The 17,555-nt window shown below is 41.9% G+C and carries 20 protein-coding genes, 1 tRNA gene and 1 riboswitch; of the genes, 14 read left to right on the top strand and 7 right to left on the bottom strand.

The annotated features are described in order from the left end of the window. Window positions 1–43: 43 nt before the first annotated feature. Window positions 44–131: transfer RNA gene (locus MMY95_RS02680), tRNA-Ser, on the bottom strand. Between the two features lie 334 nt (window positions 132–465). Here MMY95_RS02680 and MMY95_RS02675 point away from each other — a divergent pair. From MMY95_RS02675 to MMY95_RS02650, 6 genes are all read left to right on the top strand, one after another. After that, the gene (locus MMY95_RS02675) at window positions 466–1,677 is read left to right on the top strand and encodes an FtsW/RodA/SpoVE family cell cycle protein (protein ID WP_003644508.1); all 1,212 of its coding nucleotides are present in this window, start codon (window positions 466–468) and stop codon (window positions 1,675–1,677) included. 214 nt (window positions 1,678–1,891) lie between these two features. Beyond that, window positions 1,892–2,055, top strand: a riboswitch (M-box (ykoK) riboswitch). Between the two features lie 100 nt (window positions 2,056–2,155). Further along, on the top strand, window positions 2,156–3,898 hold the full coding sequence (locus tag MMY95_RS02670) for an ABC transporter permease subunit (protein ID WP_241277486.1): 1,743 nt from the start codon (window positions 2,156–2,158) through the stop codon (window positions 3,896–3,898). A gap of 18 nt (window positions 3,899–3,916) precedes the next feature. Continuing rightward, window positions 3,917–4,708, top strand: coding sequence for an ABC transporter ATP-binding protein (locus tag MMY95_RS02665; RefSeq protein ID WP_003645638.1), 792 nt, complete (start codon window positions 3,917–3,919; stop codon window positions 4,706–4,708). Window positions 4,709–4,784: 76 nt separating this feature from the next. Further along, window positions 4,785–5,543: an LCP family protein gene (locus MMY95_RS02660; RefSeq protein ID WP_241277485.1), complete on the top strand. Its 759-nt coding sequence runs from the start codon at window positions 4,785–4,787 to the stop codon at window positions 5,541–5,543. Between the two features lie 30 nt (window positions 5,544–5,573). Next, window positions 5,574–5,873 (top strand): hypothetical protein, encoded by a 300-nt coding sequence (locus tag MMY95_RS02655; RefSeq protein ID WP_241277484.1) that lies wholly within the window; start codon window positions 5,574–5,576, stop codon window positions 5,871–5,873. A gap of 151 nt (window positions 5,874–6,024) precedes the next feature. Then, entirely contained in the window at window positions 6,025–6,597 is a 573-nt protein-coding gene (locus MMY95_RS02650) for a helix-turn-helix domain containing protein (RefSeq protein ID WP_003645636.1), read from the top strand. Window positions 6,598–7,296: 699 nt separating this feature from the next. Here MMY95_RS02650 and MMY95_RS02645 read toward each other — a convergent pair. Continuing rightward, window positions 7,297–8,238 (bottom strand): glycosyltransferase family 2 protein, encoded by a 942-nt coding sequence (locus tag MMY95_RS02645; RefSeq protein ID WP_003645635.1) that lies wholly within the window; start codon window positions 8,236–8,238, stop codon window positions 7,297–7,299. Between the two features lie 446 nt (window positions 8,239–8,684). Beyond that, complete coding sequence (locus MMY95_RS02640; protein ID WP_015640487.1) at window positions 8,685–9,077, bottom strand: hypothetical protein; 393 nt, start codon at window positions 9,075–9,077, stop codon at window positions 8,685–8,687. 163 nt (window positions 9,078–9,240) lie between these two features. Between MMY95_RS02640 and MMY95_RS02635 the strand changes: the two genes are divergently transcribed. Together MMY95_RS02635 and MMY95_RS02630 are read left to right on the top strand one after the other, a co-directional pair. Next, the gene (locus MMY95_RS02635; RefSeq protein WP_053267825.1) at window positions 9,241–9,633 is read left to right on the top strand and encodes a hypothetical protein; all 393 of its coding nucleotides are present in this window, start codon (window positions 9,241–9,243) and stop codon (window positions 9,631–9,633) included. Between the two features lie 35 nt (window positions 9,634–9,668). Beyond that, window positions 9,669–10,838, top strand: coding sequence for a hydroxymethylglutaryl-CoA synthase (locus MMY95_RS02630; RefSeq protein ID WP_013355614.1), 1,170 nt, complete (start codon window positions 9,669–9,671; stop codon window positions 10,836–10,838). 50 nt (window positions 10,839–10,888) lie between these two features. Here MMY95_RS02630 and MMY95_RS02625 read toward each other — a convergent pair whose 3' ends face one another. After that, window positions 10,889–11,518, bottom strand: a complete 630-nt coding sequence (locus MMY95_RS02625) for a hypothetical protein (protein ID WP_241277483.1) — start codon at window positions 11,516–11,518, stop codon at window positions 10,889–10,891. A 303-nt stretch (window positions 11,519–11,821) separates the two neighbouring features. On the opposite strand from MMY95_RS02625, the gene MMY95_RS02620 reads away from it, so the two are divergent. Beyond that, complete coding sequence (locus tag MMY95_RS02620) at window positions 11,822–12,052, top strand: DNA alkylation repair protein (protein WP_089178220.1); 231 nt, start codon at window positions 11,822–11,824, stop codon at window positions 12,050–12,052. Between the two features lie 89 nt (window positions 12,053–12,141). Here MMY95_RS02620 and lexA read toward each other — a convergent pair whose 3' ends face one another. Further along, window positions 12,142–12,774, bottom strand: coding sequence for a transcriptional repressor LexA (gene lexA, locus MMY95_RS02615; protein ID WP_003640747.1), 633 nt, complete (start codon window positions 12,772–12,774; stop codon window positions 12,142–12,144). Between the two features lie 151 nt (window positions 12,775–12,925). On the opposite strand from lexA, the gene MMY95_RS02610 reads away from it, so the two are divergent. Both MMY95_RS02610 and MMY95_RS02605 read left to right on the top strand, forming a co-directional pair. Then, window positions 12,926–13,165 carry a DUF896 domain-containing protein gene (locus tag MMY95_RS02610; protein ID WP_003644501.1) on the top strand — a complete coding sequence of 80 codons (240 nt, stop codon included), beginning with the start codon at window positions 12,926–12,928 and terminating at the stop codon, window positions 13,163–13,165. A 97-nt stretch (window positions 13,166–13,262) separates the two neighbouring features. Further along, a complete protein-coding gene (locus MMY95_RS02605) occupies window positions 13,263–13,499 on the top strand; it encodes a YneF family protein (protein ID WP_003640745.1) in 237 nt (78 codons plus the stop codon). A 57-nt stretch (window positions 13,500–13,556) separates the two neighbouring features. Here the strand turns inward: MMY95_RS02605 and MMY95_RS02600 are convergent, their stop codons facing one another. Beyond that, complete coding sequence (locus MMY95_RS02600) at window positions 13,557–14,192, bottom strand: 1-acyl-sn-glycerol-3-phosphate acyltransferase (RefSeq protein WP_025015626.1); 636 nt, start codon at window positions 14,190–14,192, stop codon at window positions 13,557–13,559. A 111-nt stretch (window positions 14,193–14,303) separates the two neighbouring features. On the opposite strand from MMY95_RS02600, the gene MMY95_RS02595 reads away from it, so the two are divergent. From MMY95_RS02595 to MMY95_RS02585, 3 genes are all read left to right on the top strand, one after another. Then, a complete protein-coding gene (locus MMY95_RS02595) occupies window positions 14,304–15,062 on the top strand; it encodes a tRNA1(Val) (adenine(37)-N6)-methyltransferase (RefSeq protein WP_015825656.1) in 759 nt (252 codons plus the stop codon). Beyond that, on the top strand, window positions 15,046–15,351 hold the full coding sequence (locus MMY95_RS02590) for a GIY-YIG nuclease family protein (RefSeq protein ID WP_053267827.1): 306 nt from the start codon (window positions 15,046–15,048) through the stop codon (window positions 15,349–15,351). The genes MMY95_RS02595 and MMY95_RS02590 overlap by 17 nt, the downstream gene beginning before the upstream one ends. 84 nt (window positions 15,352–15,435) lie before the next feature. Further along, on the top strand, window positions 15,436–16,434 hold the full coding sequence (locus MMY95_RS02585) for a D-2-hydroxyacid dehydrogenase (protein ID WP_003640741.1): 999 nt from the start codon (window positions 15,436–15,438) through the stop codon (window positions 16,432–16,434). Window positions 16,435–16,721: 287 nt separating this feature from the next. Here the strand turns inward: MMY95_RS02585 and MMY95_RS02580 are convergent, their stop codons facing one another. Next, on the bottom strand, window positions 16,722–17,444 hold the full coding sequence (locus tag MMY95_RS02580; RefSeq protein WP_003640740.1) for an HAD family hydrolase: 723 nt from the start codon (window positions 17,442–17,444) through the stop codon (window positions 16,722–16,724). Between the last annotated feature and the right edge of the window lie 111 nt (window positions 17,445–17,555).

Raw genomic sequence — 17,555 nt, 5'->3', positions numbered from 1 at the left:
CAACGATTGACGACGCTCAAAGTTGGTACAGATAATCAATTTAAGGAGAGTACAGGATTTGAACCTGCGCGCCGGTATTAGCCGGTTCGCCGGATTTCGAGTCCGGTGCATTACCACTCTGCCAACTCTCCATATGGTACTTAATAAGTATAGCATAATTTTCTGCTGGAATAAATATTTATTCAAAAGATTTAAAGGTAGCGTCAAATATTAGATTGACGCTAAGATTTTAAGACGATTAGTCAACAACGTGCAAAATATTAACCGTAATAATAATCAAATGTTGTATCAATTAATTTATCGTGGCTAGCAAGAGGCTTAGCCACGATTATTAAGATTTTAATGCAATATTTAGAATCCGGTTAAATCGATTAATTAAGCATAAAAAAGCCACTTAAAATATAAAATACTTGGATTTACCGCTATACTAAGCCCGGTATAAATTTTATTTATGGGGGGTAACAAATGAATAATAGAGAACTTGGTCGGTGGCAAGAGCATAAACATATTGGCGACTATGGCTGGGGGATTATATTATGTGTCATCATACTCTGTTGTATTGGTATGTGGGCTGTTTACTATGCTTGTCTGCATGATTTAAAAGTGATTGATCCTGTTCGGACGACAATGATGCAGTGTCTCTGGTACCTTGTGGGTGCATTGATAGCGACAACGATGCTTCACCTAAGTGAAAAACAATTGATGCAGTGGGCCCCGATTGGCTATTCAATTGGCATGCTGTTATTGATACTTTTATTGGTCTTCTATAGTCGAGAATATTATGTTCAAACAGGGGCTAAAAGTTGGTTTGCAATTGGTACACTGACTTTTCAACCAGTTGAAGTTATGAAACCGCTCTATATTTTAATGATGGGCCGGTTAATCGTTCAAGATCAACAGTGGGGACCCCACAATAATTTTAATGCGGATTGGCGGTTGACACGTCGCTTAGTTATTTACACTTTTCCAATTATTGTTGCGTTGAAAATCATCAATGATTTTGGAACGACGTTAGTTTTTCTGACAATTTTTATTGGTATGCTCATTGTTTCACCATGCCGGTTTAGTTTTTTGTGGCGTGTGTTATTGGTGGCCGGATCCATTGGGGTTGTTTTAATTTTGTTAGCGACATCGAGCACGGGCCAATCTCTGTTATCTCATATCGGATTTAAATTGTACCAGTTTGATCGCATCAATACGTGGCTTAACCCAAGCAATGGCGTCTCGGATCAAAGCTATCAATTGTGGCAAAGTATGCGAGCGGTTGGGGTGGGTGGATTAACTGGGAATGGTGTAACTCATAACGCTGTTTATGTGCCAGTTAGGGAATCAGATATGATTTTTTCGGTTGTTGGTGAGACAACTGGGTTCATTGGCTGTAGTGTCTTACTTATCGTTTACATGTACTTGTTTTATCTAATTTTTCGCTCAGCATTCGCTAGTCGACGCCGATTTTATGTCTATGTTTCCACTGGAGTAGCCGTAATGCTAGCTTTCCATATGTTTGAAAACATTGGCATGACGATTGGGCTGTTACCTTTAACGGGAATTCCGTTACCTTTTGTTAGTCAGGGAGGTTCGGCCATAATTGGCGATTTTATGGGGGTTGGCTTGGTTCTTGCGACACAGTATCCTAACGTGCGCTCCATTTTTTCGGTACCGAGAATTTTTCACTAAGTAACAGGATTTTTGTGGCAATTAAAGTCCAAATTTCAAGCTAGACAGTACGAGTAATTTGTTTAGAGATAAATAGTTAAGAAAAAGTTACGATTATAAAGGAAACCTAAAAAGTATAAATAATCACTTGTTAATGATTATCATTAGCTGGTTTCTATTGACGGTTAAAGATCTTGAAACTATGATAGCATTGTTGATTACATCAGCAATAAAAATCAGTTGCAATTAGGTGAGGTTACTTTAAGAATATAGGTTATCGCCCAGAAATGTCGAGAGACAGGAATGAGTAAAGCAGAATTTGCCGAATTAAGGCTCTTTCAAGATAACTAGACTAGTTCTTACGTCTTAAAGTGCTAAAACTCAATGAATGCGTCGATGCAAAAATCGTTATCCATTTTAGTTTTTTACCCCATTAGCTGCAATTTGCTAATGGGGTTTTATTTGCCTAAAAACAACTTGAACATGGAAAGGAGTCACCATGACAAGTTTAAAAAGAGGGATTAAAGTACGTTCTGTGGTGGGAACGATGATGTGGCTTGGACTAAGTATTGGAATATTGCTTATGATTGGCTGGTGCATTGCCAAGATGAACCTGCCGCTCAGTCGATTACCCACTCAGGGTTATTTAGATACTACGGGAGGTAAAGACTACTTAACAATGTCACATTTAGTAGCGGCTGCGTTACGAACAACAACGAGACTATTCATTGGAATGGGCTACTCAATATTGTTTTCTTTGATTTTTGGCATATTAGCAGCGCGCTATCGAAGTGCACGCTATGTTATTTTGCCGATTGTTAATTTATTGGAGTCAGTGCCGTTATTGGGATTTTTAACGTTTACAACTGCATGGTTCATGGGATTGTTTCCCAATAATGTGCTGGGTGTTGAGGCCGTTGCTATTTTCGGCGTTTTCACTGCACAGGCCTGGAATATTATGTTGGCTCTCTATCAGTCACTTCGGGTTACGCCCGAAGACTTGATGACAGTGGCTAAGCAATTTGGCTGTAATAGCTGGCAACGATTCTGGCGCTTAGAATTTCTTTATGCGACGCCAAGCATTCTATGGAATATTGTCATTTCTCAATCGGCCGCTTGGTTTGCCCTAGTCGCTTGTGAACAAGCGACTATCGTGGTTCCTAAAAATGAAACATTAGTGCTACCAGGAATTGGATCATACATCCAGATTGCGCTTGATACAGCTAATTTTGGTGCTGTTATTAATGCAGTGATTGCGCTAGTTATCTGTGTGTTATTGGTCAATGTGTTTATTTTTCAACCGCTGATTAAAGGAACGGCACATTATAAATACGGTACGAGTACCGATAGCCAACTACCACAGCAATCGCAAGTCTATGATTTGATGGTTATGGCTAAAGTGCCGCTGTTAGTTAAGCGATTACATCGTCATATCCGGTATTGGTGGTTATATTGTGCTCCAAAGCAATGGCAAAAACTGGGCTTTTCACGGATTATACGAATATTAAAAAAATATACGGTATATTGGCGTATTGCATGGTGGCTAGTAATAGCTGTTGGTCTATATCGCTTGGGTGTATTACTAATAAAATATCTTGATTGGATTAATTTGAGTGTTTTGTTTAAATGGACCTTCCTAACAACTAGTCGTGTGTTGATAGCTGTTTTACTTTCGGCGCTTATTTTTATTCCACTTGCCGTATGGGTTGCTAGTAATGCGCGGCGGTTAAAACTGATTCAACCGGTTGGACAAGTTTTAGGATCAATTCCCGCGGATATTTATATTCCAATTGTTGCATTAATGATTACGTTGACAGGGACGACACAGCATTGGTGGGTCATTCCATTGATAATGACTGGAACTCAATGGTACTTTTTTTTCAACATTATCGCGGGGTATCTGGCAATTCCCAGTGATATCAAAGATGTTGTTAATATTTTTCACCTGTCAGGGTGGCGTTGGTGGACACACTTTTTAATTCCATCACTGTTTCCATCGTTCATTACCGCAATTATTAATGCTGCTGGGGCAGCCTGGAATGCTGATATTGCGGCTGAATTGATTAGCTGGGGTACCCACCAGTATGCGGTTACTGGACTTGGTGCTTACATTGCCCAAAATATCAATAATAAGCCTGCAGAAGCAACTGGAGTACTGATTATTTGTGTCATTGTTGGGTTATGCGTTGTGTTGATTTGGCAACCATTATATCGATTTGCTGAACGTCGCTTTCATTATTAATACGAGGAGGAGTTTAAGTTGAAAAAAGCAGTTTTATTAGATGTTGATCACGTTTCAAAGTCATTTATACTTTCAAAACAACGGCAGTCTGAACTGATTTTGGAAGCGGTTAGTTTGCAGGTTCAAACCCACCAGTTTATTAGTATTATTGGTTCGTCTGGTGTCGGAAAATCAACACTATTACGAATGATTGCGGGGATTATTCGGCCCAGCTATGGCGCCATTACTTTTGATGGTAATTTAGTCACGGCTCCTAATCGCCGTATGAGTATGGTATTTCAGAACTTTGCGCTATTTCCATGGTTGACAGTACGTCAAAATATCATGTTTGGCCTAGAAAGTCAGCTTAATTCTGACTGTCAATATGTTGACAATCAAATTGACAATTTAATTAATTTGATTGGTTTAAAAGGGTTGAAAAATGCGTACCCCTATGAACTATCTGGAGGGATGAAACAACGCGTTGGTTTTGCGCGTGCACTTGCTGTTGAGCCAGAACTGCTCCTTTTGGATGAACCGTTTTCAGCACTGGATGTTTTAACAGGGCAGCGGTTAGGGCAAGATTTGATCACATTATGGGAACGCAGGAAATTTAAAATGCAAGCGATTGTTTTGATAACGCATAATATTTCTGAAGCGGTTCGTCTTTCAGACGTCATTTATGTTCTAGGAGGGAAACCTGCACAAATTATGAACACTTATCAGATTAAGACGCCTAGAAATCAACGTACTGAGCAACAAATTTGGGCCAAGACAATGGCAATTACTGATCAATTTAAGCGCGATATGAATGAAATGCGGGGGGACTGAGTTTATGAGAAGGCGGCAACTACCTAAATGGCAAAGAAAACGACTAATTGTACTAGTAACGAGTTGTATAACCTTTATGTTAGTAGCTTTCACAATTCAAGGTATTCGGTTATTTGACATGTTGCACTCGTTCCATGAGTCACGAGTTATTAAGTCGCATCATAATTTGACCCAGCAACCGGTCAGTACTTTTTTATTGATGGGGTTAGATAATAGTGGCAAGCGCAAATTATCGACAACGCGCACGGATGGAATGATGGTAGTCATTGTAAACCATAAAACTAAAACAATGACCTTATGTAGTTTATTACGGGATACTTTTGTTAAGATCCATTCGCAGCAATATCATGGTTATCAGCGCATTGAATCGGCGTATACCTATGGTGGTGATGCAGCGGCGATAGCGACCGTTGAACATTATTTGAATTTACCAATTGATTATTATCTAACTGTTAATTGGGATGGTTTTATTAGGGCAATCGATGATATTGGTCCCGTTGAAGTTAATGTTGATCGTGATTTTATCGGACAAGATTACTGGGGAAAACCAGAAAAATTTAAAGCAGGTTTGCAATCGATGTCTGGTGCACGTGCATTAGCCTATGCACGCGAAAGACATATTGACAACGATCAACACCGTGGTTTTCGGCAGCAAGCCGTCTTTTACGCAATGGTCAAGCGCTTGAATCAGGAAGGGCTTTCGTCTAAAGGGGCCAAAGTTGTCGGTGATTTGAAAGATCAAATGAGGACTAATTTGACGAATCACGATATGTTAACACTGTTTAAAAGTCGTAAAACTTTTAAGCGATATCGAGTAAAACGATTGACATTTTAGTGGCGAACGTTTGATGTTGCTGGCCGTAGTATGGTAGAGGTTTATCCGGACAGTCGCGTACAGGTGAGTCGGCAACTACAAGCCGCCGCTGGGCTACGGCCAGACTTGCCTTCGCAGACCTTTACAACCAATGGACGTTATCGGTATGCCAGCGATGAAAGCGTTGAAAGTAAGGCTGATGAAGCTAAGGCTGATACGCATTATGGCCAATCGCATGTGTACGTAGGTCATGCTGGTAATACTACTATTGGTAAATTACCAGCAGCGGTGCCGTTGAAAAATGGTTTCCGAGTTTCAGATAGGACTGAAACGATGTACACGGTACATTAGATTCCGATAATCGTTAGCAAGTGGACACTATTCAGTAACCAAAACGAGCCAGACAGTTTTAAGTGCTATAGTCCCCTTAAGGTTGATAGATGAAATGATATACTTCATCTATCAATTTTAAGGAGATTTTATTATATCTAGAACCAATTTTATGGTCACAGAAAAATTAGCTATTATTCTGGGTCTTGAAAAAACTAACCTGACTAAATCAACGTGTTTTAAAGCGTGTGGTATCGCTCGAAGTACTTTCATCAGATGTCAAAATTTTTATATGCAGGATGGTCTGGAAGGATTAAAAGAACAGCACAATTGGATTCGATATATCTCAGAGATTAAGCGGCAGGCCATATCAGCGTACTTGAATGATGAAAGTAGTTTGTGGGATATTCAAATCAGATTTGGCCTTAGAAGTACTAGACGGCTGGAGGACCGGATCAGTGAATTGCTGGTCCACATTATGAGTAGAAAAATAACTTTTGAAGAACGCATTAGAATCGTTGAATACATTACGGTGAGTGAACATGCATATTCCCGAGCAGCGAAACATTACAATGTATCTTATCAGCAAATCCGTTTCTGGATGCTCAAAACCACCACCAATGGTTACATCGCACTTAAAGACCGGCTTGGATGGACGAAACCAATTGAAAAAATGACTGAGGTTGAACGACTAAGGCTCAAGAAACGTCAACTTAAGATTCAAATCAAGGAGCAGGAGGTTTGACTTCTTTTTAAAAAAGTCCAAAAAATACAGCACAAAGATTGAATGCACAACATAAATTAGCCTATCAAGGAATCAAAACCGTCGGCTCGGATATTCATGGTGTTCAGGCCACCTTGTTGAGCAAGCCAGGTTTGTCGCGCTCAGTCTATAATAAGTTGCTTCATCATGAATCGATTGGTTTTGGGTTTTCAGTTAAACACTTGATGTCTGTATCTGTACTCCATCTAAAATGTTAAAGTTGTATTAAGCGGCCTCAACGCATCAAACAAACTAAGTAAGAAATTAAATCAAGTAACTCAGTCTAACCAAGTAGGATTATCCGATTCCACCGAAGTCGTTTATGGGCTAATAACAAGCACAAAGCCCGATTTACGGCGCTCTAAAACATCTTTAGTTAAGTCAGCCAACCAGCGAGGCGGTGGTTGATACCTTTAACCAGGCTTTTAATACTTTAATGAAATCATACGAATAGTACAAAGAAACGGCTCTACCGCATTTGAATACCGCGATGAAGCCGTTTGAAAAGTAATTAAAAATCATATTATTTCATTCATCAACTTGACAAGGACTGATGCCCCCAAAAGAGCTTTTAAATAATAATTTCATTCATAACCTTTAACTTCATCCAGATGCCGAAACGCACACGACCATACCATTTTCCCGATATGGTCGTATGCGTCTCAGTTTAGGTTGAAAAGTTTACTTCTTTTCCTGCACAATGTAGTGGGGCCGGTGTTTTGATTCGATATAAATTTTACCAATATAATTACCGATAATCCCCAGACAGAACAGCTGGATGCCGCCGATTAAGAGTAAAATTGTGACGGTTGAAGCCCAACCACTGACGCTGTTATCAAATAATATTTTACGAATAATAACGACAAATATACTGATAATTGAGATTAGTGAGAGCAAGCCACCGGTGAAGGTCGCAATCTTCAGGGGTACATCTGAAAAGTCGACGATAGCGTCCATTGAATAATTGAACAGCTGCCAAATTGACCAGTGTGTTTCGCCAGCGGAGCGGGGCTGATTCTCAAACTTCAAATAAGTCGTTCGGAAACCGACCCAGTTGAAGATGCCTTTTGAAAATCGGTTATATTCGGGCAATTCCAAGATGGCATCAACCATCTGACGTGTCATTAACCGGTAATCACGGGCGTTTGGAATAATTTGTACTTTTGAAATTTTGTTGACAACTGAGTAAAACGAGCGTGATAAGAATGACCGAATCATTGGTTCACCGACACGATTTTCCCGCATTGTTCCGATACAGTCATAGTCACCGGTTTGAAGCATCGCCAGCATTTTAGGCAATAAAGTTGGTGGATCTTGTAGATCAACGTCCATGACGGCGACGTAATCGCCGATAGTGTGTTCTAAGCCGGCTAATAAACCAGCTTCCTTACCGAAATTTCGCGAAAAGGAGACATAGTGAACAGTGTCAGGATGGGCGGCGTTTAAAGTTCGTAGTACGTTCAAAGTGTCGTCAGATGAGCCATCATTAACGAAAACATATTCAGTAGTGATATCCTTGAACGACTCTGGATTATCTGCCAGGACTTTTTCAACGGTGTTATAAAAGATTTCAATCGTTGGTTCCTCGTTATAGCATGGAACAACAAGACTCATGGTTTTCATGATAATTGTATCCGACCTTTTTATAATTTTTAGATTGATCTATTAATCAGGGCTCCTACTGATTAATAAAGAAAGGAATTTTAAACCAGTATGAATATCATAGCTTGAATTAAGGTATAAAGCAATCAAATATCAAACCACAAAAATTGTAATGATGTCATGATAGCTTGTCAATTACACCACCAATCAAGTACGTCGACAGCGATGCGTCATGTTATTTCAAATTTCACACCTGGCAGTGTTGAGTAGTTTGCAAAAAAAACAACTCCAACTGGGCACAGTAGCATGGCCCGTTGAAGCTGTTGGAAAAGTGATTATTGTGATTTATCTTTTTGAGATTGGGCGATGGGTGTCAAGGTGGACTTAGAAATATTCACAACCGTCAAATTTATATTTTGACAACCGAAATGCCCAATTAGCGGATATGAATCTATAGCCGTAAACAGCTAATTATTTGCGAGTGAAACCCAATTAGTGGCCTGAATGGTATCAATTCGATAGACAGCGATGGTGACGTCTTTTAAGGATCCATAAAGTGTCCCTACAATTGTTAATGGTGAAACGGAATCGCCCACGCGTACTTGCCAGGTACAGTTGTTGTGGAAGTTCGTCCGGTCGATACGCAGTTCAATATGTTGATTGCTCAGCGAATTGATAACGAGACGCGAGGGTGACAGGCTAATGATATCACCATCAATCGGGGCATTAATCACCGGACTGGTCGGTTGTATGGCTAATAGCCCGATTTGTTGGGGTGATGTGGCAGTGGGAATCGCCGTATAAGTACCAGCGACAGGTGCCTGAAGACTATTTCGTTTTTGATGACGTGAGAACCACATGTTTACCGCGCTCCTTACTTGGTGCTTGTCTTGATCGCCTTATTTAATAACAGCATAAATTATGGAACCCGTCCCAGGTCAAGCAATTGCGGGCAGTATTTTTGTCGTGAAATGCTATAATAGTTAAGAAATCTTAGGATGGTTAACGAACGGGGTGGTCAAGATGGACTTTGTAGAATTGACACCGATCGCATTGGGGCATACACCACTTGGCACACGCGGACTGAATCCCCATATTCATGATTGGCAACTCGATTGGCAAAAACTAAGTAGTTTGATTGCTGATAATCAAGACGTGATGATGCAGGTGGACGCCGGACTTGCTGAAGATTGGTTGAATACGCACGGCACCATTTGGGACAATGTACAAGGCTATCACCGCTACCCGAATGACAACCGGGCGTTTGATGACACCGTTTTTTGGGCGGCGTCTACTTGGGCGACACCGGCAATTGTTGTGACTTTTCATAATGAAATTAGTCGGGCTTTCAGCTGCTATCGGGTCGGAACTGACCCTGATTTTCATTACTTAGGGCCACGCGGACGTGCATATTAATCCCTTATTGTCATTAACAAATTGGAGGAAAAGACGTGAAAGTTGGAATCGACAAGTTGCATTTTGCAACTTCACATTTATACGTAGACATGGCGGAACTGGCAACAGCTCGCCAGGCAGAACCTGATAAGTATTTGATTGGTATTGGTCAGTCTAAAATGGCGGTGATTCCGCCGAGTCAGGATGTAGTGACGTTAGCTGCTAATGCTGCCGCACCGATGCTGACAGCGACTGACATTGCGGCTATTGATTTATTAGTCGTCGGTACCGAGTCGGGGATCGACAATTCCAAAGCGAGTGCGATTTACGTCGCTAAGTTGCTCGGTTTGAGTCAGCGGGTTCGAACAATTGAAATGAAAGAAGCCTGCTATGCGGCGACGGCTGGTGTCCAACTGGCCCAAGATCACGTGCGTGTTCATCCAGATAAAAAGGCGCTGGTCATTGGTAGTGACGTGGCACGCTACGGATTGAACACACCGGGCGAGCCAACTCAAGGTGGTGGGGCGGTTGCTATGTTAATTAGTGCGGATCCTAAAGTATTAGTACTGGGTACTGAGTCAAGTCTACTGAGCGAAGATGTGATGGACTTTTGGCGACCGTTGTATCATACAGAAGCCCTAGTTGACGGCAAATACTCGTCTAATATCTATATTGATTATTTTCAAGATGTGTTTAAGAATTACCTGCAAACGACTCAAACTAGTCCAGACGCACTGACGGCCTTGGTTTTTCATTTGCCATATACAAAGATGGGACTTAAAGCGCTTCGAAGCGTGTTACCATTAGTTGATGCCGAGAAACAAGCCCAGTGGTTGGCGCACTTCGAACATGCGCGTCAGCTAAATCGACAAGTTGGTAACTTGTATACTGGTTCACTCTATTTGAGCTTGTTATCGCAGTTACTGACTGATCCTCAGTTACAACCAGGGAATCGACTCGGATTATTCAGTTATGGCTCGGGTGCCGAGGGTGAATTTTATACCGGGGTTATTCAGCCGGATTATCAGACCGGTTTAGATCATGGCCTACCACAACGGTTGGCTCGTCGTCGCCGAGTTAGTGTGGCGGAGTATGAAGCCTTATTCAGTCATCAATTGCAATGGCGGGCCGATGATCAGTCGGTCAGCTATGCTGATGATCCCCATCGATTCGTATTGACCGGTCAAAAGAACGAACAACGTCAATATTTGGATCAACAAGTTTAAACAAAAAAAGTCACTTGTTACTAGCAAATTTGCTAGACAAGTGACTTTTCCTATTTGAAGTTATTGGTCATAATTTGACCATCTTGGACACTCAACAGCGTCTTGTCAGTGGTATCTGGTTGTAGCAACTGAATCGTGTAACCAGCGGCAAGATTCTTTTGGAGCGATTTTGACAACGATTTAAAATTCGAAGTAATCGTGGTGATTGCTTTTTGGTTTTGAGATGGATATGATTTAATCGTCTTCAAAGATTTAACGTACTTTTTATTGGTTGGCGTAATCGTATATGTTTTCGTTGACTTGGTGAATGCAACGGTACCAATCGATTGATAGTTAGATTGTAATTGTTTAAGGATATTTTCTTCATTCAACTTAATCGTTGCGGCCGCGCGTTTGGTGCTGGCTTCGTTAAAAACGACTTGTGAGGAACTCAAGCTCGTTGATTTGGACTTGCTGGTACTAGCGCTAGTACTCGTGCTAGATGATGCTTTGCGCGCCGATTGCTGTGACTGGTTGTATGGCCAGTAAGGCAATTTAACGACCGCGTAGATGGTGACCAGGGCGCTGAGGACCGTAATTAGTGTTAGAAATTTCCAACCACCACCGGTTTGACGTGCGTAAATCACGGAAAATAATGCTAATAGAAAAACAATCAAGCCCATAATGGCTAGGAACAACATGTAACCAACTCCCAATGTTTAAAATAGTATAATCATTATACCATTGAACTATTGGCTGTTCGTCACAGATTTGAAATATTTTGAAAAGAGATCCGACTAATAACCAATTTGGCGCCAGCACTTTTTCTGTCGATACATCGGGAGAATCAGGCGCCGCTGATTCAATAGCAATGGTGCTACCACCAAATCACAGTAACGCCACAGTGGGATAGTGTTGATGCCTGGTGCAAGGTTCTTGCAGCGTATCTCTCAGCGCACGGTTGTTTACAACAAGCGGGTGGTATATTTACGAGCTACCAATAAATAGGTGCGACGAGTAGGTATCGCGCTTCGATTAGGCTTGAAAGAGGACGGATTGCCAATTTACAAACGGCGATACTAACGAATCGGGGTGATGATGACTTTTTTATTCAGAAGGCAATCGGTTGGGCACTACGGGATTATGGCAAGGTGAATCCGGAATGGGGGCGTGCTTTTGTCGCAAATAACGTGCTCTCGTCCCTGGCACGGCGGGAAGGGTGTAAATATTTGTGAGTGGAATCTGTAGGCATGCCATCAACCTGCTCTAAAAACTGGCGAATAAAAAAGATGACAAATTGAATTGTCATCTTGTGGGTGATAGTTTACTGAAACAGCATGTCGCGATATAAACCGACAACTTTGCCTAATACAGAGACGTTGTTCAAGATAATTGGCGCCATCGTGTCGTTCTCAGGTTGTAGTCGGTAGTGATCGGCCTCTTTGAAGAATCGCTTGCAAGTCGCTTCATTTTCATCGGTCATGGCAATGATGATATCACCATTGTCAGCGGAACTTTGACGCCGAACAATGACTTGATCACCATTCATGATACCGATATTGATCATACTTTCGCCACGGATGGTGAGCATGAAAAGGTCGCCACCGAATGATTCAAGTTCCTTAGGAATTGGAAAATAATCCGTCGCTTCCTGTACGGCAAGAATTGGTTGGCCGGCGGTTACCGTTCCAAGTACCGGAATTTGATGTGGCGTAGTTTCGACGCCCAGTGCTTCGAAACCGGCTGGCGTTACCTCAATGGCACGTGGCTTAGTTGGGTCTTTTTGGATGTAACCTTTTTTTTCTAGCCGTGAAATGTGGCCGTGAACGGTCGAAGTCGAAGATAAGTCAACGGCTTCACCAATCTCACGAACGGTTGGCGGGTATCCTTTTTCATTGACACGTTCATAAATAAAGCGAAGAACGGCCATTTGTTTGCTTTCCGATGTTTTACTCATCTTGGCACCTCATTTTTTATTTTCATTATTGGTTAAACCAATTGTAGCATAGCGTTTCATAGCTTTCAAACAAATGTTCGGTTGACAAACACTATTAATTGATTTAGGGTCTAATTTCGTGTATATTTCAAGAGTGAAAGGGGCTGCTGATTTGATTTCAAAAGAATTGCTTGCTCGGATCAATGAGTTAGCTCATAAGGCGAAAGCCGAGGGGCTCACCGAGCTAGAAGAAGCCGAACGTCAAGAGTTGCGGCAAAAATACTTGAAGGAATTTCGCGCCGGTTTTCGGCAACAAGTTGAAATGCTTCAGGTTTATGATAAAGATGGTAAAGAGGTTACGCCAGAAAAGGTCCGTCAAGTGCAACGCGATCGCGGTCTTCGAGATGATTAACCGATTTCAGGAAAATTTGTCAACTGACAAATTTTCCTTTTCTTTTATTATTAATTTGTGTAGACTAGTTTAATGAAGACTGTAATAAGGGAGGGGAATGACTGTGTCTACAGGAATTTGGATTTTAATCGTCGTTATCGGCGTATTGGTTGGGTTAACTGGTGGTTTCTTCGGTGCCCGGCACTATATGCAAAATTACTTGAAGCAAAATCCACCAATTAGTGAAGAAATGCTTCGTAGTATGATGATGCAAATGGGTCAACGCCCGTCCGAAAAGAAGTTACATCAGATGTTGAATTCGATGAAAGCTGCATCTAAAAACGATAACAAGTAGTAAAAAAGTGTCGGCTCGCTTTAAATTGCGATCACCGACACTTTTTTATTATCGAACTTAATGTTTCTGACGGGTTGTAGCAGGATCAACGTATTTGAACGTTGGGTCGATTTGACGATCCAAGTCGTCAAAAGCGTGCAACATTTTAGTTTCAATTTGTTTTTGACCAGCATCATCTAGTTTCAGCTTACGATCAATATCAATCGGTTTACCAAAACGGACGGTGACCCGCTGACGACTAAAAAGTTGTTTGAAGGTCAATGGACCTTGGTAAACGGTTGGGACTAGTGGAACACCGGCCATTTTTGCGATGACGGTTGCGCCGCCTTTAAGTTCTTGTGAGTGGCGCGTTCCCGATGGAAACATGATTAATGAAAGCTTACCGCTGCGCAAAAATTTGACGGGAGTCTTGATTGCTGAAGGTCCTGGATGTTGCCGATTGACAGGAAAAGCGTTCGCATGGACGAGAATGAACCGCAAGACGGGATTCTTAAATAGTTCTTCCTTGGCCATAAAGCTAAATTTCATTGGGCTGCCGGCCAACGCATAGTACAACGGATCAAACCACGTCCGGTGCGGTCCAACTAAGATGTAGGCGCCCTCAGGCAAGTTTTCCCGTCCTTGATAGTGCGGCCGACCGTTAATAATGGTGATGATTAGTCGGACTAGTCCGCGCATAAAAGAATAAAACATCACGATCTTCCTTTCGTTTACTAACTGCTCACAGTATGACGAAATTTGGCAAATTCTGCAAGTTAATTGTATGATAACTGTGCGATGATTTTAATGGAGAGGTGGCCGAATATGGCAGACGTCACGTTACACGCCGATGAGCGTATTGATCAATTATATAGTCAAGATATCCAAATAATTCAAAGTTCTCAAGTCTTTGCGTTCTCACTGGATGCTGTTCTGTTGGGTGACTTTGCCCAGGTTGCGAAGGGCGTTAAGAGCCAGATCGTGGATCTCTGTGCTGGCAATGGCGCAGTAGGTCTATTCGCCAGTGCTAAAACTCAAGGCCATATTACGGCGGTCGAGATTCAGCCCCGGTTGGCCGATATGGCTCAACGCAGTGTTGTTTTGAACGATTTAACCCAACAAATGACAGTCCTGAACGAAGACTTACTGGCAATTACGCGCCAACTACCGAAAGATTCGGTGGATACAGTCTTATGTAACCCACCGTATTTTAAAGATCGACCGCAGAGCGTTAAAAATCCAAATCCTCATTTGGCGATTGCACGGCATGAACTGTCCGCTAATTTAGATCAGATCCTAGCGGTAACTAGTGATTTGTTAAAAATGAATGGTAAAGCATATTTTGTTCATCGTCCTGAACGACTAGATGACTTGTTCAGTACCATGGCGACCAATCGGTTGGCACCCAAACGGATTCGGTTCGTCCATCCCAAAGCACAACGGGAAGCGAACATGGTTCTGATCGAAATGATCAAGGATGGGAAACGCAACGGTGTTCGAATCATGCCACCGCTTGTCGTTTATCGTGATGATGGTGAATACAGGGAAGAGGTGCACACATTACTCTATGGCAAGCACAAGTAAGCCGGCTGCGTCCACGACGGCAACTAAAAAATATTATTTTTATGTCCTATTATGTGCTGATCAAACGTTGTATGGTGGTTTTACGGATAACTTGCAGCGACGATTAGCAACGCACAATGCGGGCAAAGGGGCTAAATATACGCGGGTCAGCTCACGGCGGCCTTTGCAATTAATTTACCATGAAACTTTCACTGACAAATCAAGTGCGTTAAAGGCTGAATATGCCTTCAAACACCAATCGCGAGCTGCCAAGCTAAAATACTTGTCAGCTCACGATGTAAAAATTTAGCGAAGTTTTCACAATTTATGATTCTATTTCTCGCATTTACTGTTATAATATTTACTGTATCAATATATAGGAGGAATTTTTGTAATGAAAATTATTGCATATGCTGTACGTGATGACGAACGTCCATTCTTCGATACTTGGATGAAAGAAAACCCAGATGTTGAAGTTAAATTAGTTCCAGAATTACTTACTGAAGACAACGTTGACTTAGCTAAAGGCTTCGACGGTGCCGATGTATACCAACAAAAGGACTATACTGCTGAAGTATTGAACAAGTTAGCCGACGAAGGGGTTAAGAACATCTCTCTTCGTAACGTTGGTGTTGATAACTTGGACGTTCCTACTGTTAAAGCACGTGGCTTAAACATTTCTAACGTACCTGCATACTCACCAAATGCGATTGCTGAATTATCAGTAACGCAATTGATGCAATTATTACGTCAAACCCCATTGTTCAACAAGAAGTTAGCTAAGCAAGACTTCCGTTGGGCACCAGATATTGCCAAGGAATTAAACACCATGACTGTTGGTGTTATCGGTACTGGTCGGATTGGCCGTGCTGCCATCGATATTTTCAAAGGCTTCGGCGCTAAGGTTATCGGTTACGATGTTTACCGGAATGCTGAACTTGAAAAGGAAGGCATGTACGTTGACACCTTGGACGAATTATACGCCCAAGCTGATGTTATCACGTTACACGTTCCTGCATTGAAGGATAACTACCACATGTTGAATGCGGATGCCTTCAGCAAGATGAAAGATGGCGCCTACATCTTGAACTTTGCTCGTGGGACACTCATCGATTCAGAAGACTTGATCAAAGCCTTAGACAGTGGCAAAGTTGCCGGTGCCGCTCTTGATACGTATGAATACGAAACTAAGATCTTCAACAAAGACCTTGAAGGTCAAACGATTGATGACAAGGTCTTCATGAACTTGTTCAACCGCGACAATGTTTTGATTACACCACATACGGCTTTCTACACTGAAACTGCCGTTCACAACATGGTGCACGTTTCAATGAACAGTAACAAACAATTCATCGAAACTGGTAAAGCTGACACACAAGTTAAGTTTGACTAATCTCGATTATCACTGAAAATGGCGTCACTCATCTGAGTGACGCCATTTTTTATACTTTCATCTAATGGGGCCTTTTCGAAGCGTTAACCCCAAGCGTACTTTCAATGCTGTTATATCCATAACAAAAAGCCCACAATCGAGCTGGTTGCACGGCTGTGGGCTTCACAAGTGAGCGATTTTGTTAGCGATAACACAATTAAGTGTTGCTAGGTAAAGGTCTTGCTAGCACGTACTTACCGTGGTTGTTACCAGCATAAGTTGCTCGTAGCTTTAACGCCAGTATGCGTCTATGAAGCGCTGGCGGCTTGAAGAAGTGCTAGCAATAGTTCATTTAGTTCCGCTGGACTCTGGATGATTTGATCAGGAATTACGCTCGGTGTCACCTGGTCATTGCGCCGGTGATTAAACCAAAAAGTTTGCCACCCAGCGTGTTTGGCACTGGTCATGTCGAGTGCTGCATTGTCACCAACGTAAACGGCTTCGTTGGCCTTGATGCCAACCTGATGGGCCCACGTCGTGAAGATTGATGGGTCGGGTTTAGCAATACCCAATTCTTCTGAGATAAAGATGTTATCCGGATGCACGAAATGTTCAATTTGTAATTGATGTAACTTTTGATGCTGAATCGGCGCTGGCCCATTGGTAATGATACCAATTTTAAAAGCGTGACTGAGTTTAGTCAGCGTCGCACTCAGCCCATCGAAAAGGCAAATCTGATTTAGTTCCTGCTGATAGGCCATTTCAAATTGGATAGCCCGATCAGTGCTGATGTGGACTTTGCTGGGTGCTAACGCGTGTCGAATACGGGCGGTTTGCCACGCTTCCAGCGTCATAGTTGTATCAGTGACCTGGTTAAAGGTACGGTCATTAAAATCATGGAACCGGTTAAAAATTTGTGCCAATTCAGTGCTGCTCAAAGCCTGGTTAAAAGTTTTAGTTAAGGCAGCAGTGAACGGTGATTTTTGATCATACAACGTATCGTCAAGGTCAAAAATGATGGCTTTTATCATTATTAAGTGAGCCCCCTATGCGAGATTGTATTTTAACACACTTTCAGGAATTCACAAATTCTTGATGAAATTGCTTGCAAGCACTAGTAATTTTCGGTATACTAATTTTCG

Source organism: Lactiplantibacillus sp. ME-2 (assembly GCF_022549155.1).
Classification (GTDB): domain Bacteria; phylum Bacillota; class Bacilli; order Lactobacillales; family Lactobacillaceae; genus Lactiplantibacillus; species Lactiplantibacillus plantarum.
This window is presented reverse-complemented; position numbering and strand designations above follow the sequence as displayed.

Bases quoted from the DNA above. Each gene is read 5' to 3' on its own strand.
- MMY95_RS02590 (WP_053267827.1), top strand. From the start codon at position 15,046: ATGGCAAGCACAAGTAAGCCGGCTGCGTCCACGACGGCAACTAAAAAA.
- MMY95_RS02635 (WP_053267825.1), top strand. From the start codon at position 9,241: ATGGACTTTGTAGAATTGACACCGATCGCATTGGGGCATACACCACTT.
- MMY95_RS02655 (WP_241277484.1), top strand. From the start codon at position 5,574: ATGGTAGAGGTTTATCCGGACAGTCGCGTACAGGTGAGTCGGCAACTA.
- MMY95_RS02600 (WP_025015626.1), bottom strand. From the start codon at position 14,192: ATGTTTTATTCTTTTATGCGCGGACTAGTCCGACTAATCATCACCATT.
- MMY95_RS02645 (WP_003645635.1), bottom strand. From the start codon at position 8,238: ATGAAAACCATGAGTCTTGTTGTTCCATGCTATAACGAGGAACCAACG.
- MMY95_RS02625 (WP_241277483.1), bottom strand. From the start codon at position 11,518: ATGTTGTTCCTAGCCATTATGGGCTTGATTGTTTTTCTATTAGCATTA.
- MMY95_RS02660 (WP_241277485.1), top strand. From the start codon at position 4,785: ATGTTAGTAGCTTTCACAATTCAAGGTATTCGGTTATTTGACATGTTG.
- MMY95_RS02595 (WP_015825656.1), top strand. From the start codon at position 14,304: ATGGCAGACGTCACGTTACACGCCGATGAGCGTATTGATCAATTATAT.
- MMY95_RS02605 (WP_003640745.1), top strand. From the start codon at position 13,263: ATGACTGTGTCTACAGGAATTTGGATTTTAATCGTCGTTATCGGCGTA.
- MMY95_RS02585 (WP_003640741.1), top strand. From the start codon at position 15,436: ATGAAAATTATTGCATATGCTGTACGTGATGACGAACGTCCATTCTTC.
- MMY95_RS02640 (WP_015640487.1), bottom strand. From the start codon at position 9,077: ATGTGGTTCTCACGTCATCAAAAACGAAATAGTCTTCAGGCACCTGTC.
- MMY95_RS02670 (WP_241277486.1), top strand. From the start codon at position 2,156: ATGACAAGTTTAAAAAGAGGGATTAAAGTACGTTCTGTGGTGGGAACG.
- MMY95_RS02675 (WP_003644508.1), top strand. From the start codon at position 466: ATGAATAATAGAGAACTTGGTCGGTGGCAAGAGCATAAACATATTGGC.
- lexA (WP_003640747.1), bottom strand. From the start codon at position 12,774: ATGAGTAAAACATCGGAAAGCAAACAAATGGCCGTTCTTCGCTTTATT.
- MMY95_RS02580 (WP_003640740.1), bottom strand. From the start codon at position 17,444: ATGATAAAAGCCATCATTTTTGACCTTGACGATACGTTGTATGATCAA.
- MMY95_RS02650 (WP_003645636.1), top strand. From the start codon at position 6,025: ATGGTCACAGAAAAATTAGCTATTATTCTGGGTCTTGAAAAAACTAAC.